The sequence below is a fragment of the Prevotella sp. RM4 genome (assembly GCF_000701965.1).
In the GTDB taxonomy this organism is placed as follows: domain Bacteria; phylum Bacteroidota; class Bacteroidia; order Bacteroidales; family Bacteroidaceae; genus Prevotella; species Prevotella ruminicola.
Window position 1 is genome coordinate 71,973 of the sequence record NZ_JNKG01000007.1, and the last position, 12,643, is coordinate 84,615.

The 12,643-nt window shown below is 46.6% G+C and carries 26 protein-coding genes; all 26 read left to right on the plus strand.

Going from position 1 to position 12,643, the window contains the following annotated elements; translation table 11 throughout:
• The first annotated feature begins 176 nt into the window (after window positions 1-176).
• A complete protein-coding gene (rplC, locus tag T499_RS0101485) occupies window positions 177-791 on the plus strand; it encodes a 50S ribosomal protein L3 (RefSeq protein WP_013064246.1) in 615 nt (204 codons plus the stop codon).
• A gap of 1 nt (window position 792) precedes the next feature.
• Window positions 793-1,422, plus strand: a complete 630-nt coding sequence (rplD, locus tag T499_RS0101490) for a 50S ribosomal protein L4 (RefSeq protein WP_033149488.1) — start codon at window positions 793-795, stop codon at window positions 1,420-1,422.
• 16 nt (window positions 1,423-1,438) lie between these two features.
• The gene (gene rplW, locus T499_RS0101495) at window positions 1,439-1,786 is read left to right on the plus strand and encodes a 50S ribosomal protein L23 (RefSeq protein ID WP_013065472.1); all 348 of its coding nucleotides are present in this window, start codon (window positions 1,439-1,441) and stop codon (window positions 1,784-1,786) included.
• A 5-nt stretch (window positions 1,787-1,791) separates the two neighbouring features.
• Window positions 1,792-2,619, plus strand: coding sequence for a 50S ribosomal protein L2 (gene rplB / locus T499_RS0101500; protein WP_013064908.1), 828 nt, complete (start codon window positions 1,792-1,794; stop codon window positions 2,617-2,619).
• Between the two features lie 21 nt (window positions 2,620-2,640).
• On the plus strand, window positions 2,641-2,907 hold the full coding sequence (gene rpsS / locus T499_RS0101505; protein ID WP_013065476.1) for a 30S ribosomal protein S19: 267 nt from the start codon (window positions 2,641-2,643) through the stop codon (window positions 2,905-2,907).
• 40 nt (window positions 2,908-2,947) lie between these two features.
• On the plus strand, window positions 2,948-3,355 hold the full coding sequence (rplV, locus tag T499_RS0101510; RefSeq protein ID WP_013064877.1) for a 50S ribosomal protein L22: 408 nt from the start codon (window positions 2,948-2,950) through the stop codon (window positions 3,353-3,355).
• A gap of 2 nt (window positions 3,356-3,357) precedes the next feature.
• Complete coding sequence (gene rpsC / locus T499_RS0101515) at window positions 3,358-4,080, plus strand: 30S ribosomal protein S3 (protein WP_013064542.1); 723 nt, start codon at window positions 3,358-3,360, stop codon at window positions 4,078-4,080.
• Window positions 4,081-4,105: 25 nt separating this feature from the next.
• A complete protein-coding gene (gene rplP, locus T499_RS0101520) occupies window positions 4,106-4,534 on the plus strand; it encodes a 50S ribosomal protein L16 (protein ID WP_028902374.1) in 429 nt (142 codons plus the stop codon).
• A gap of 6 nt (window positions 4,535-4,540) precedes the next feature.
• Complete coding sequence (gene rpmC / locus T499_RS0101525) at window positions 4,541-4,735, plus strand: 50S ribosomal protein L29 (protein WP_013065209.1); 195 nt, start codon at window positions 4,541-4,543, stop codon at window positions 4,733-4,735.
• A gap of 2 nt (window positions 4,736-4,737) precedes the next feature.
• Window positions 4,738-5,004: a 30S ribosomal protein S17 gene (gene rpsQ / locus T499_RS0101530; protein WP_013063072.1), complete on the plus strand. Its 267-nt coding sequence runs from the start codon at window positions 4,738-4,740 to the stop codon at window positions 5,002-5,004.
• Window positions 5,005-5,006: 2 nt separating this feature from the next.
• Complete coding sequence (gene rplN / locus T499_RS0101535; protein ID WP_013065032.1) at window positions 5,007-5,372, plus strand: 50S ribosomal protein L14; 366 nt, start codon at window positions 5,007-5,009, stop codon at window positions 5,370-5,372.
• Window positions 5,373-5,405: 33 nt separating this feature from the next.
• Window positions 5,406-5,723, plus strand: a complete 318-nt coding sequence (gene rplX / locus T499_RS0101540; protein WP_013065652.1) for a 50S ribosomal protein L24 — start codon at window positions 5,406-5,408, stop codon at window positions 5,721-5,723.
• Entirely contained in the window at window positions 5,723-6,280 is a 558-nt protein-coding gene (gene rplE / locus T499_RS0101545) for a 50S ribosomal protein L5 (protein WP_013065667.1), read from the plus strand. Before rplX ends, rplE begins: the two co-directional genes overlap by 1 nt.
• A gap of 5 nt (window positions 6,281-6,285) precedes the next feature.
• Window positions 6,286-6,588 (plus strand): 30S ribosomal protein S14, encoded by a 303-nt coding sequence (gene rpsN, locus T499_RS0101550; protein WP_013063532.1) that lies wholly within the window; start codon window positions 6,286-6,288, stop codon window positions 6,586-6,588.
• 80 nt (window positions 6,589-6,668) lie between these two features.
• The gene (gene rpsH, locus T499_RS0101555) at window positions 6,669-7,064 is read left to right on the plus strand and encodes a 30S ribosomal protein S8 (RefSeq protein ID WP_013064141.1); all 396 of its coding nucleotides are present in this window, start codon (window positions 6,669-6,671) and stop codon (window positions 7,062-7,064) included.
• A gap of 14 nt (window positions 7,065-7,078) precedes the next feature.
• A complete protein-coding gene (rplF, locus tag T499_RS0101560) occupies window positions 7,079-7,648 on the plus strand; it encodes a 50S ribosomal protein L6 (protein ID WP_013064742.1) in 570 nt (189 codons plus the stop codon).
• A 34-nt stretch (window positions 7,649-7,682) separates the two neighbouring features.
• Window positions 7,683-8,027, plus strand: a complete 345-nt coding sequence (rplR, locus tag T499_RS0101565) for a 50S ribosomal protein L18 (protein WP_033149489.1) — start codon at window positions 7,683-7,685, stop codon at window positions 8,025-8,027.
• A 6-nt stretch (window positions 8,028-8,033) separates the two neighbouring features.
• Complete coding sequence (gene rpsE, locus T499_RS0101570; RefSeq protein WP_028902366.1) at window positions 8,034-8,546, plus strand: 30S ribosomal protein S5; 513 nt, start codon at window positions 8,034-8,036, stop codon at window positions 8,544-8,546.
• A 14-nt stretch (window positions 8,547-8,560) separates the two neighbouring features.
• Window positions 8,561-8,737, plus strand: a complete 177-nt coding sequence (gene rpmD / locus T499_RS0101575; RefSeq protein WP_013063208.1) for a 50S ribosomal protein L30 — start codon at window positions 8,561-8,563, stop codon at window positions 8,735-8,737.
• A 26-nt stretch (window positions 8,738-8,763) separates the two neighbouring features.
• Complete coding sequence (rplO, locus tag T499_RS0101580; protein WP_013064744.1) at window positions 8,764-9,210, plus strand: 50S ribosomal protein L15; 447 nt, start codon at window positions 8,764-8,766, stop codon at window positions 9,208-9,210.
• An 8-nt stretch (window positions 9,211-9,218) separates the two neighbouring features.
• A complete protein-coding gene (gene secY, locus T499_RS0101585) occupies window positions 9,219-10,559 on the plus strand; it encodes a preprotein translocase subunit SecY (protein ID WP_013063504.1) in 1,341 nt (446 codons plus the stop codon).
• A 6-nt stretch (window positions 10,560-10,565) separates the two neighbouring features.
• Window positions 10,566-11,366, plus strand: a complete 801-nt coding sequence (gene map / locus T499_RS0101590) for a type I methionyl aminopeptidase (protein ID WP_013064374.1) — start codon at window positions 10,566-10,568, stop codon at window positions 11,364-11,366.
• Window positions 11,367-11,375: 9 nt separating this feature from the next.
• Window positions 11,376-11,594 carry a translation initiation factor IF-1 gene (infA, locus tag T499_RS0101595; protein ID WP_004341775.1) on the plus strand — a complete coding sequence of 73 codons (219 nt, stop codon included), beginning with the start codon at window positions 11,376-11,378 and terminating at the stop codon, window positions 11,592-11,594.
• Window positions 11,595-11,609: 15 nt separating this feature from the next.
• Window positions 11,610-11,726: a 50S ribosomal protein L36 gene (gene rpmJ / locus T499_RS0101600; RefSeq protein ID WP_009160995.1), complete on the plus strand. Its 117-nt coding sequence runs from the start codon at window positions 11,610-11,612 to the stop codon at window positions 11,724-11,726.
• Between the two features lie 112 nt (window positions 11,727-11,838).
• Window positions 11,839-12,219 carry a 30S ribosomal protein S13 gene (gene rpsM / locus T499_RS0101605; protein WP_013065210.1) on the plus strand — a complete coding sequence of 127 codons (381 nt, stop codon included), beginning with the start codon at window positions 11,839-11,841 and terminating at the stop codon, window positions 12,217-12,219.
• Window positions 12,220-12,251: 32 nt separating this feature from the next.
• Window positions 12,252-12,641, plus strand: a complete 390-nt coding sequence (gene rpsK, locus T499_RS0101610) for a 30S ribosomal protein S11 (protein WP_013063216.1) — start codon at window positions 12,252-12,254, stop codon at window positions 12,639-12,641.
• The last annotated feature ends 2 nt before the right edge of the window (window positions 12,642-12,643 follow it).

Sequence of the window (12,643 nt, forward strand, 5' to 3'; positions counted from 1 at the left end):
TATTGCGCTGGCCGTGGAGCTAACAATGCCCTGATAAATAGCGACTTAGCCTTCGAAAACGAAGTAGTTGAAGTTCCTTTTTAAGTGGGTGTTTTGTGTGCGCGGAAGTTGCGAGAACCACTTAAAAAGGAACATTTATTATATATTTTATAAACATTATTAATTTTTAAACTGAAATGCCAGGATTAATTGGAAGAAAAATCGGAATGACATCCGTTTTCAGTGCCGACGGTAAGAATGTACCGTGCACTGTTATCGAAGCTGGTCCTTGTGTTGTAACTCAGGTTAAGTCTGTTGAGAAGGATGGCTATGAGGCTGTTCAGCTCGCCTTCGGTGAGAAGAAGGAGAAGAATACCACAAAAGCAATGATGGGTATCTTCAAGAAGGCTAACACTACACCAAAGGCCCACTTGGCCGAGTTCAAGTTTGATACCGAGTTGAATCTCGGTGACACCGTTACAGTCGACATCTTCGAGGGTGCCGAGTTTGTTGACGTTGTAGGAACTTCAAAAGGTAAAGGTTTTCAGGGCGTTGTGAAGCGTCATGGTTTTGGTGGCGTAGGCCAGGCTACTCACGGTCAGGACGACCGTCTGCGTAAGCCAGGTTCTATCGGTGCCTGTTCTTATCCCGCCAAGGTATTCAAGGGAATGCGCATGGGCGGCCAGATGGGAGGCGATCGAGTTACTACTCAGAACCTCAAAGTGTTAAAGGTAATTCCAGAGCACAATCTTATCCTTGTTAAGGGTAGCTGCGCTGGTTATAATGGTTCAACTGTTTTAATTAACAAGTAAGATGGAAGTTAGCGTATTGAATATCAAAGGTCAGGAGACCGGACGTAAGGTAACTCTGAACGAGGCTATCTTCGGTATTGAACCTAATGACCACGTTCTCTACCTGGACGTTAAGCAGTATCTCGCTAACCAGCGTCAGGGTACAGCTAAGTCAAAGGAGAGAAGCGAGATTTCTGGTTCTACTCGTAAGCTTGGACGTCAGAAGGGTGGCGGCGGTGCCCGTCACGGAGATATCAACTCACCTCTGCTGCGTGGTGGTGGTCGTGTGTTTGGTCCTACACCTCGTGACTACAGCTTCAAGCTGAATAAGAAGGTTAAGGCTCTTGCTCGTAAGTCAGCTCTGTCATACAAGGCTCAGGAGAATGCAATCGTAGTTGTTGAGGACTTCACCATGGAGGCTCCTAAGACTAAGGAGTTCATCAACATTGCAAAGAACCTGAAGGTTGACGGCAAGAAGACTCTCTTCGTAATGTCAGGTACTAATAACAATGTATATCTGTCGGCTCGCAATCTGCAGGGCACAGAGGTAATGGAGGCTTCACTGGTTAACACCTACAAGGTGCTGAACGCTGATGTACTCGTTATCACTGAGAAGTCGCTGGAGACAATCGACGGTATCTTAAACAAGTAAAAGGAGGACTAAGGATATGGCATTTATCATTAAACCCCTGGTCACTGAGAAGATGACCAAGATTACAGACAAGTCTTCTGTAGAGAAAACTTATAAGGTAAAGGGCGAGGAGCGTACCAAGAAGGCTGAGGCCAAGTATGGTTTCATCGTTCGTCCTGAGGCTAATAAGCTTGAGATTAAGAATGAGGTTGAGGCTCTGTACAATGTTACAGTAATCGACGTGAACACTGTTCGTTACGCCGGCAAGCGTAGCTCACGCTACACTAAGGCTGGTCTGATCAAGGGTCAGAAGAACGCGTTCAAGAAGGCAATCGTTACTCTTAAGGAGGGCGATGTAATTGATTTTTATAGCAATATTCAGTAATAAAAATGGCAGTACGTAAATTAAAGCCCGTAACTCCGGGTCAAAGACACAAGATTATTGGCACGTTCGAGGATATTACTGCATCCGTGCCAGAGAAGTCTCTCGTTTACGGTAAGCGTTCAACCGGTGGTCGAAACAACACCGGTAAGATGACTGTTCGCTACATGGGCGGCGGTCACAAGAAGAAGTATCGTCTGATCGACTTCAAGCGAGAGAAAGATGGTGTTCCAGCTGTAGTAAAGACAATCGAGTACGATCCTAACCGTTCAGCTCGCATTGCACTTCTTTTCTACGCTGATGGTGAAAAACGTTATATCATTGCTCCTAATGGACTGCAGGTTGGTGCAACTCTGATGTCGGGTGCTGATGCAGTACCCGAGGTTGGTAACGCCCTTCCTTTGGCAAACATCCCTGTAGGTACAGTCATCCACAACATTGAGATGCGTCCTGGTCAGGGTGCCAAGCTGGTTCGTTCGGCTGGTAATTTCGCTCAGTTGACTTCTCGTGAGGGTAGCTATTGTGTAATCAAGCTTCCTTCAGGCGAGACTCGTCAGATTCTCTCAGCTTGTAAAGCAACTGTAGGTAGTGTAGGTAACTCAGATCACGCTCTGGAGGCATCAGGTAAGGCTGGTCGCTCTCGCTGGTTGGGTCAGCGTCCTCACAACCGTGGTGTAGTTATGAACCCACATGATCACCCAATGGGTGGTGGTGAAGGACGTCAGTCTGGAGGTCACCCACGTTCACGTAAGGGCTTGTACGCTAAGGGTCTTAAGACTCGTGCACCTAAGAAGCTTTCAAACAAGTACATTATTGAAAGAGCTAACAAGAAGTAAACAAGTTAATTAGAGTAAATTATGAGTCGTTCATTAAAGAAGGGTCCATACATCAACGTATCACTCGAGAAGAAGATTCTCGCTATGAATGAGAGTGGTAAGAAGAATGTCGTTAAGACATGGGCCAGAGCATCAATGATCTCACCCGATTTCGTGGGACACACTGTTGCAGTTCATAACGGTAACAAATTTATCCCTGTTTACGTTACAGAAAACATGGTTGGTCACAAGCTCGGAGAGTTTGCACCTACACGTCGTTTCGGTGGTCACGCCGGTAACAAGAAGTAATCCCAGGGAGAATTAAGAATTAAAAAATTAAAGAATTAAAATGGGAGCAAGAAAACATATTAAGGCTGAAGAAAGAAAAGCAGCACTTAAGACACAGTATTTTGCCAAGCTCAACGGCTGCCCCTCTTCACCCCGCAAGATGCGCTATGTTGTGGACATGATCCGCGGCATGGAGGTAAATCGCGCTCTGGGTGTACTCCGTTTCTCGAAGAAGGCAGCTGCAGCTAATGTAGAGAAACTCCTCCGTTCGGCCATCGCTAACTGGGAAGCCAAGAACGATCGCAAGGCTGAGGATGGTGAGCTGTTCATCACTCGCGTATTCGTTGACGAGGGTGTTACAATGAAGAGAATGAGACCTGCACCACAGGGTCGCGGCTATCGTATCCGCAAGCGTTCTAATCACGTGACTCTGTTTGTTGATGCTAAAACTAATGATGTAAAAGAATAAGTATGGGACAGAAAGTTAATCCAATTAGCAACCGTCTTGGAATCGTAAGAGGTTGGGATTCAAATTGGTTCGGAGGCAAGGACTTCGGAGATAACCTGGTAGAGGATCAGAAAATCCGTAAGTACCTGAACGAGCGTCTGGCTAAGGCCAGCGTATCGAAGATTGTCATCGAGCGCACATTGAAGCTGGTTACCATTACTATTTGCACAGCCCGTCCAGGTCTCGTCATTGGTAAAGGTGGACAAGATGTCGACAAACTGAAGGAAGAACTGAAGAAGCTCTATGATAAGGAGATTCAGATTAATATCTTCGAGGTAAAGCGTCCTGAGCTCGATGCCACGATTGTTGCCAACAACATCGCTCGCCAGGTAGAGGGTAAGATCGCTTATCGCCGTGCCATCAAGATGGCTATCCAGAACACAATGCGTGCTGGTGCCGAGGGTATTAAGGTTCAGATTTCAGGTCGTCTTAATGGAGCTGAAATCGCACGTAGCGAGATGCTGAAGGAGGGTCGTACTCCTCTGCACACTTATCGTGCTGACATTGACTACTGCCACGCTGAGGCTCTGACCAAGGTTGGTATTCTGGGTATCAAGGTATGGATTTGCCGTGGTGAGATCTACGGAAACGTTGACCTCGCACCTAACTTCACTCAGGAGAAATCAAATGGTCGCTCTAACGGCGGTAATGGTCGTGACAGAAAGTTCCGTAATAAGAAGAAGTAATAACGATTTAAAGTAGAAACTTATTATGTTACAGCCCAAAAGAGTAAGATATAGAAGACCTCAGGATGGACGCGGCAACAAAGGCAACGCCCACAGAGGAACAACACTGGCTTTCGGATCTTTCGGTATCAAGACAATGGATGCCAAGTGGATCGACAGCCGCCAGATTGAGGCAGCCCGTGTTGCTATCAATCGTTATATGAACCGTGAAGGTCAGGTATGGATTCGCATCTTCCCTGATAAGCCAATCACTCGCAAGCCTGCTGACGTGCGAATGGGTAAAGGTAAGGGAGATCCCGCAGGATGGGTTGCACCTGTTACACCAGGCCGTATTCTCTTTGAAGTAGAGGGTGTACCTTTCGACATCGCTAAGGAGGCTCTTCGCCTCGGTGCTCAGAAGCTGCCCGTAAAGACTAAGTTTGTTGTAAGACGTGATTTCGATAAAAACGCTTAATTGAGTATGAAGATTAAAGAAGTAAGAGAGCTCGAGACCAAGGATCTGGCAGAGCGCATTGAGGCTGAGGTTGCAAAGTACAACCAGATGAAGTTGAACCACGCAATCACTCCACTTGAGAATCCATCTCAGATTAAGGCCGCTCGTCGCGATATCGCACGAATGAAATCAGAACTTCATCAGAGAGAACTTAATAAATAACAATGGTCCAGATGGAAACAAGAAATTTAAGAAAGACAAGACAGGGTGTCGTTATCAGCAACAAGATGGATAAAACCATTGTTATTGCAGCCAAGTTCAAGGAGAAGCACCCTATGTATGGTAAGTTTGTCCAGAAGACAAAGAAGTATCACGCACACGATGAGAATAACGAGTGCAATGTAGGTGATACAGTGCTCATTATGGAAACCCGTCCTCTGTCAAAGACAAAGAGATGGAGATTAGTTAACATCGTAGAAAAAGCTAAGTAATTATGATACAGACAGAATCAAGACTTACAGTAGCTGACAACAGCGGTGCACGCGAGGCTCTCTGCATCCGTGTATTGGGCGGTACCAAGCGCCGTTATGCCAGCGTAGGTGATATCATCGTTGTGTCTATCAAGAACGCGATCCCTACAAGTGATGTAAAGAAGGGTGCAGTATCAAAGGCTTTGGTTGTTCGCACTAAGAAGGAAATCCGTCGTGCTGATGGTTCTTACATCCGTTTCGACGACAATGCCTGCGTACTGCTGAACAATGCAGGTGAGCTCCGCGGTAGCCGTATCTTCGGCCCCGTTGCCCGTGAGCTCCGTGCCGTGAATATGAAGGTCGTTTCTTTGGCACCTGAGGTACTGTAATAGTTAATAATTAACAGTTAAGAGTTAAGAGAAATGGCAAAGTTCAATATTAAGAAAAACGATACAGTCATCGTTCTGGCCGGTGAGGACAAGGGCAAGACTGGTAAGGTACTGAAGGTTCTGACCGACAAGCAGCGTGCTCTCGTTGAGGGCATCAACATGGTGAACAAGAGTGCCAAGCCAAGCGCCAAGAATCCTCAGGGAGGCTTTGTGAAGATGGAGGCTCCTATTCACATTTCGAATATTAGTTTGATTGATCCGAAGAGTGGCAAGGCTACCCGTGTTGCTATCAAGCGCGAGGGTAAGAATGTCGTTCGTATCGCTAAAAAGTCAGGAGAGGAGATTAAGTAATGGCAAATACAGCACAGTTAAAGAAAGAGTACAAGGAGAAGATTGCTCCTGCTCTTCAGAAGCAGTTCAACTACACTTCTGCAATGCAGATTCCTGTCCTGAAGAAGATCGTAGTAAACCAGGGTCTTGGTGACGCTACTCAGGATAAGAAGATCATCGAGGTTGCTATCAACGAGATTACCGCTATCTGTGGTCAGAAGGCAGTTGCTACATATTCTAAGAAGGATATCGCAAACTTCAAGCTTCGTAAGAAGATGCCTATCGGTGTGATGGTAACTCTTCGTCGTGAGCGCATGTACGAGTTCCTCGAGAAGCTCGTTCGCATCGCTCTCCCTCGTATCCGCGACTTCAAGGGTATCGAGAGCAAGTTCGACGGCCGTGGTAACTACACACTGGGTATCCAGGAGCAGATTATCTTCCCAGAGATCAATATCGATTCAGTTGACCGCATTCAGGGTATGAACATCACCTTCGTTACATCGGCTCAGACCGACGAGGAAGGTTTCGCACTGCTGAAGGCTTTCGGTCTTCCATTCAAGAACGCTAAAAACGATTAAGAGATATGGCAAAAGAATCAATGAAAGCCCGCGAGGTAAAGCGCGCTAAGCTCGTTGCTCGCTACGCTGAGAAACGTGCAACTCTGAAGAAGGTGATCGCTACTACTGAGGATCCCGCAGAGGCTTATGAGGCAGCTCGCAAGTTGCAGAGCATCCCTAAGAACGCTAACCCTATCCGTCTGCACAACCGTTGCAAGATTACAGGTCGTCCAAAGGGATATATGCGTCAGTTCGGTCTTTCTCGTATCCAGTTCCGTGAGATGGCATCAAACGGTCTGATTCCTGGAGTAAAGAAGGCCAGCTGGTAATCTACCTGATTTAAGCAAAAAAGAGATTTATTAATTTAATATTGTCGGGGTAGTCCCGATTAATTAAAACATTTATTTTTATGACAGATCCAATAGCAGATTATCTGACAAGACTCAGAAACGCCATCATGGCACATCACCGTGTCGTTGAGGTTCCTGCGTCAAACTTGAAGAAAGAGATCACTAAGATCCTCTTCGAGAAGGGTTACATCCTGAACTACAAGTTCATCGAGGATGGTCCTCAGGGTACTATCAAGGTTGCTTTGAAGTACAACCCAGCTACTCGTGAAAACGCTATCAAGTGCTTGAAGCGAGTTTCAACCCCAGGTCTTCGCCAGTACACTGGCTACAAAGACATGCCGAGAGTAATTAACGGACTTGGAATTGCCATCCTTTCCACGTCTAAAGGTGTAATGACAGACAAAGAGGCCGCAGCCCTGAAGATCGGTGGTGAGGTTCTTTGCTATGTATATTAATTGGAGGATAGAATATGTCAAGAATAGGAAAATTGCCAATTAGTATCCCTGCAGGCGTTACTGTTGCTCAGGACAAGGACGGTGTTGTAACCGTTAAGGGTCCAAAGGGAGAGCTGACACAGAAGGTTGACCCCTCTATCAAGATGACTATCGAGGACGGTCAGATTAAGTTTGAGATCGACGAGAACAGCCCTGTTAACATCAAGCAGAAGCAGGCTTTCCACGGTCTGTATCGTGCGCTTGTTAACAACATGGTAGTAGGCGTAAGCGAAGGTTATAAGAAGGAGATGGAGCTCGTAGGTGTAGGTTACCGTGTTTCTAACCAGGGTAACATCATCGAGTTCGCTCTGGGTTATACTCACCCCATCTTCATCCAGCTTCCTAAGGAGGTTAAGGTTGAGACCAAGTCTGAGCGTAACCAGAATCCTCAGATTATCCTCGAGTCATGCGACAAGGCACTGCTCGGTCTGATTTGTGCTAAGATTCGTTCTTTCCGTATGCCTGAGCCTTACAAAGGAAAGGGTATTTTGTTCAAGGGTGAGGTTATCCGTCGTAAGTCGGGTAAGTCAGCTTCAGCTAAGTAATCTTGAAAATTAACATCATTAAAAATTGAAGATTATGACAACAAAGAAAGTAGAAAGACGAATTAAGATCAAATATAGAATTCGTAAGAACGTGTTCGGCACAGCCGAGCGTCCTCGTCTGAGCGTTTTCCGCAGCAACAAGCAGATCTATGCTCAGGTGATCAATGATTTGGAAGGTAAAACACTTGCTTCTGCATCTTCACTGGGTCTCGAGGCTATGCCTAAGATCGAGCAGGCTGAGAAGGTAGGTGAGCTGGTAGCCAAGAAGGCTCAGGAGGCTGGCGTTAGCGCCGTTGTCTTCGACCGTAACGGTTATCTGTATCACGGCCGCGTAAAGTCGCTTGCAGACGCAGCTCGTAAAGGTGGACTTAAATTCTAAACGATTATGGCAATGAACAAAGTTAAAGTAAATAGTGACGTAGAGTTGAAAGACAGACTGGTTGCCATCAACCGTGTTACCAAGGTAACAAAGGGAGGTCGCACCTTTACATTCGCAGCCATTGTAGTTGTCGGCGACGGCAACGGTATCATCGGCTGGGGTCTTGGTAAGGCTGGTGAGGTTACAGCAGCTATCGCCAAGGGTGTTGAGGCAGCTAAGAAGAATCTTGTTAAAGTTCCCGTACTCAAGGGTACCATCCCTCATGAGATGGAGGCTCGCTTCGGCGGTGCTCAGGTATTCCTGAAGCCAGCTGCTGCTGGTACCGGTCTTGTTGCCGGTGGTGCTATGCGTGCCGTACTGGAGAGTGTTGGTATCAAGGATGTGCTCGCTAAGTCAAAGGGCTCATCTAACCCTCACAACCTGGTTAAGGCAACTATCGTAGCTCTGAGTCAGATGCGTGATGCCTATACTGTAGCAGGTACTCGTGGAATCAGTATGGATAAAGTATTTAGAGGTTAAAGGAGAAAATAACTATGGCAACAATTAAGGTAAAGCAGATTAAGAGTAAGATCGGTTATCCAGTTGATCAGAAGCGCACTCTCGAGGCTCTCGGCCTGCGCAAGATCTCTCAGGTTGTTGAGGTAGAGGATACTCCTTCAATCCGTGGTATGATCCGTAAGGTACACCACCTGGTAACAGTAGTTGAGTAATTAACATTTTAAAAGTAGATTCGATTATGAAACTGAATAATTTAAAGCCGGCTGAGGGTTCTACCCACTCAAGTCGTCGTATCGGTCGCGGACCTGGTTCAGGTCTGGGTGGTACTTCTACTCGTGGACACAAGGGTGCCAAGGCTCGTTCTGGTTATAAGAGAAAGATTGGATTCGAAGGTGGTCAGATGCCACTCCAGCGTCGCGTTCCGAAGTCTGGTTTCAAGAACATCAACCACAAGGAGTACTTTGCAGTTAACCTCTCTACACTGCAGAAGCTTGCTGAGGAGAAGAACCTCACCAAGATCGGCATTGAGGAGTTGATCGCTGCTGGTCTTACCAATGGCAAGGTGCTGGTAAAGGTTCTTGGCAACGGTGAGCTCAAGGCTAAGGTTGACGTAGAAGCTAACGCTTTCTCAAAGACTGCTGAAGAGGCAATCAAGGCAGTAGGTGGTAACGCAACAAAAATCTAACATTAAAAATGAAGAAGTTAATAGAGACACTGAAGAACATCTGGAAGATTGAGGACCTGCGCCAGCGCATCCTCATCACTCTCCTGTTCGTAGCAATTTATCGTTTTGGTTCGTTCGTTGTACTTCCTGGTATCAACCCAGCCATGTTAAGCCAATTGCAGTCACAGACTGCCGGTGGTTTGATGTCATTGCTCGACATGTTCTCCGGTGGTGCATTCTCCAACGCATCTATCTTTGCGCTTGGAATCATGCCTTACATCTCTGCTTCTATCGTAATGCAGCTTCTTGCTGTCGCTGTTCCCTACGTGCAGAAAATGCAGCGCGAAGGTGAAAGCGGCCGCAAGAAGATCAGCATGTACACCCGTTGGCTCACTGTAGCCATCCTGATGTTCCAGGCACCGGGTTACCTGATGAACCTGAAGATGACTTCGGGAGCTGCCCTGGCAACAGGCATCTCATGGTCATACTTCATGGTTCCTGCTGTTATCATTCTGGCTGCAGGTAGCATGTTTATCCTGTGGTTGGGTGAGCGCATTACGGATAAGGGTATAGGTAATGGTATCTCACTGATTATTATGATCGGTATTATCGCACGTCTGCCTCAGGCATTCATCCAGGAGGTTAGCTCGCGATTCACTGCCATCACTGGTGGTGGACTGGTTATGTTCTTGGTCGAGATCATCATTCTCTATGCAGTTGTTTGCGCATCAATTGTTCTGGTACAGGGTGTTCGCAAAGTGCCCGTTCAGTACGCTAAGCGCCTCGTAGGTAACAAGCAGGTAGGTGGAGCACGTCAGTATATCCCCCTGAAGCTGTTCGCTGCCAATGTAATGCCTATCATCTTTGCTCAGGCTCTGATGTTCATTCCATTGACTATCGTACAGTATTCAGCTCCTGAGAATGCAAGTTGGTTCGTTCGCACGATGCTCGATCATCACAGCTGGACCTACAACATCATTTTCGCTATACTGATTATCGCTTTCACATACTTCTACACAGCCATCACTCTGAATCCTACTCAGATGGCTGAGGACATGAAGCGTAACAATGGTTTCATCCCAGGTGTTAAGCCCGGTAAGGAGACCGCTGAGTACATCGACACAGTTATGAGTCGCATTACTCTCCCCGGTTCATTGTTCATCGCATTCATCGCTATCATGCCTGCATTGGCAAGCTTGCTGAATGTTCAGGATGCGTTCTCTCAGTTCTTCGGTGGAACATCGTTGCTGATTCTGGTGGGCGTTGTGCTCGACACACTCGCTCAGATCGAGAGTCACCTGCTGATGCGTCATTACGACGGTCTGCTCAGTTCAGGTCGTATTCACGGACGTGGAATGGCCGCATACTAATCTTCTATGAAGATATATCTAAAAACTGAAGATGAGATAGAGCTGATGCGCCAGGCCAACCAACTTGTTGGCAAAACGCTTGGCGAATTGGCTAAACATATTAAGCCTGGTATAACGACCCTCCAGTTGGATAAGATAGCGGATGAGTTCATTAGAGATAATGGTGCTATCCCAACTTTCAAGGGTTTCCCCAATCCATATGGAGGGCCGTTTCCTGCCAGCATCTGCACATCGGTGAACGACGTAGTGGTTCATGGCGTGCCCAACGCTGAGACTGTTCTCAAAGAGGGCGACATCATTTCGATCGACTGCGGTACACTGTTGAACGGCTTTAATGGAGATTCGTGTTACACATTCTGTGTGGGCGAGGTTTCCGACGAGGTCAAGCAGCTGTTGAAGACTACCAAGGAGTCGCTTTACAAAGGTATCGAAAGTGCCGTTGCAGGCAAACACCTGGGGGATATCAGCGCTGCAGTGCAGGAGCATTGTGAGGCACAGAAGTACGGCATCGTACGTGAGTTGACCGGTCACGGTATCGGTCGCGAGATGCACGAAGACCCACAGGTGCCTAACTATGGTCGACGTGGCAACGGTATCATGCTGAAAGCCGGTATGTGCTTGGCAATCGAGCCTATGGTAACAATGGGTAACCGAGCCATCTGGATGGATGCTGATCGCTGGACCATCCGTACACGCGACGGAAAGCCAGCCGCTCATTTCGAGCATACCATTGCTGTAAGAAAAGGTCAGGCCGAAATCCTGTCTTCTTTTGAAGAAGTGGAGAAATTAGAAGGTAAGTTATATTAAACATTAAGTATGGCAAAACAATCCGCTATTGAGCAGGACGGAACAATTGTAGAATCGCTGTCGAATGCGATGTTTCGTGTAGAACTTGAAAATGGGGTCCAGATTATTGCGCATATCTCTGGTAAGATGAGAATGCACTATATCAAGATCCTCCCCGGTGATAAGGTTAAGGTGGAAATGAGCCCCTATGACCTGACAAAGGGACGAATTGTATTCAGATACAAATAAACAATACGAATTAATATGAAGACAAGAGCATCATTGAAGAAGCGTACCCCAGACTGCAAAATCGTACGTCGTAAGGGCCGCCTGTTCGTTATCAACAAGAAGAACCCTAAGTACAAAATGCGTCAGGGTTAATGTTAAAAATGCATAAAATGGCGGAGAATTGAAAAATTCTTCGTACCTTTGCATGCTTTTTAGCAAGAAATGTAATTTTTAGAGTAATTTATTTTTATCTTTTTAATTAACAATGGCAATAAGAATTGTTGGAGTAGATTTGCCCCAGAATAAGCGTGGCGAAATCGCATTGACCTATATCTACGGTATTGGTCGAAGTAGTTCAGCAAAGATATTGGATAAGGCAGGTGTCAGCCGTGACCTGAAGGTTAACGAGTGGACTGACGACCAGGCAGCCAAAATCCGTGAAATTATCGGCGCTGAATTCAAAGTAGAAGGTGATCTCCGTTCAGAGATCCAGTTGAATATCAAGCGACTGATGGATATTGGTTGCTATCGTGGCGTCCGTCATCGTAACGGTCTTCCCGTTCGCGGTCAGAGCACTAAGAATAATGCTCGTACTCGTAAGGGTAAGAAGAAGACTGTTGCTAACAAGAAGAAGGCTACGAAGTAATTCTAAGTTGAACATTTAAGAAATTAGGAATTATGGCAAAGAAAACAGTCACTTCAAAGAAGAGAAACGTGAGAGTAAACGCTATCGGCCAGCTCCACGTACACAGTTCTTTTAATAATATTATTGTATCGCTGGCTAACGACGAGGGTCAGATTATCTCTTGGTCATCAGCTGGTAAGATGGGCTTCCGTGGCTCTAAGAAGAATACTCCTTATGCTGCCCAGATGGCTGCTGAGGATTGCGCTAAGGTTGCTTACGACCTGGGTCTTCGCAAGGTTAAGGCTTATGTTAAGGGTCCCGGTAACGGTCGTGAGTCAGCTATCCGTGCCATTCATGGTGCTGGTATCGAGGTAATGGAGATTATCGATGTAACTCCACTGCCACACAACGGATGTCGTCCTCCAAAGCGTCGTCGCGTATAATT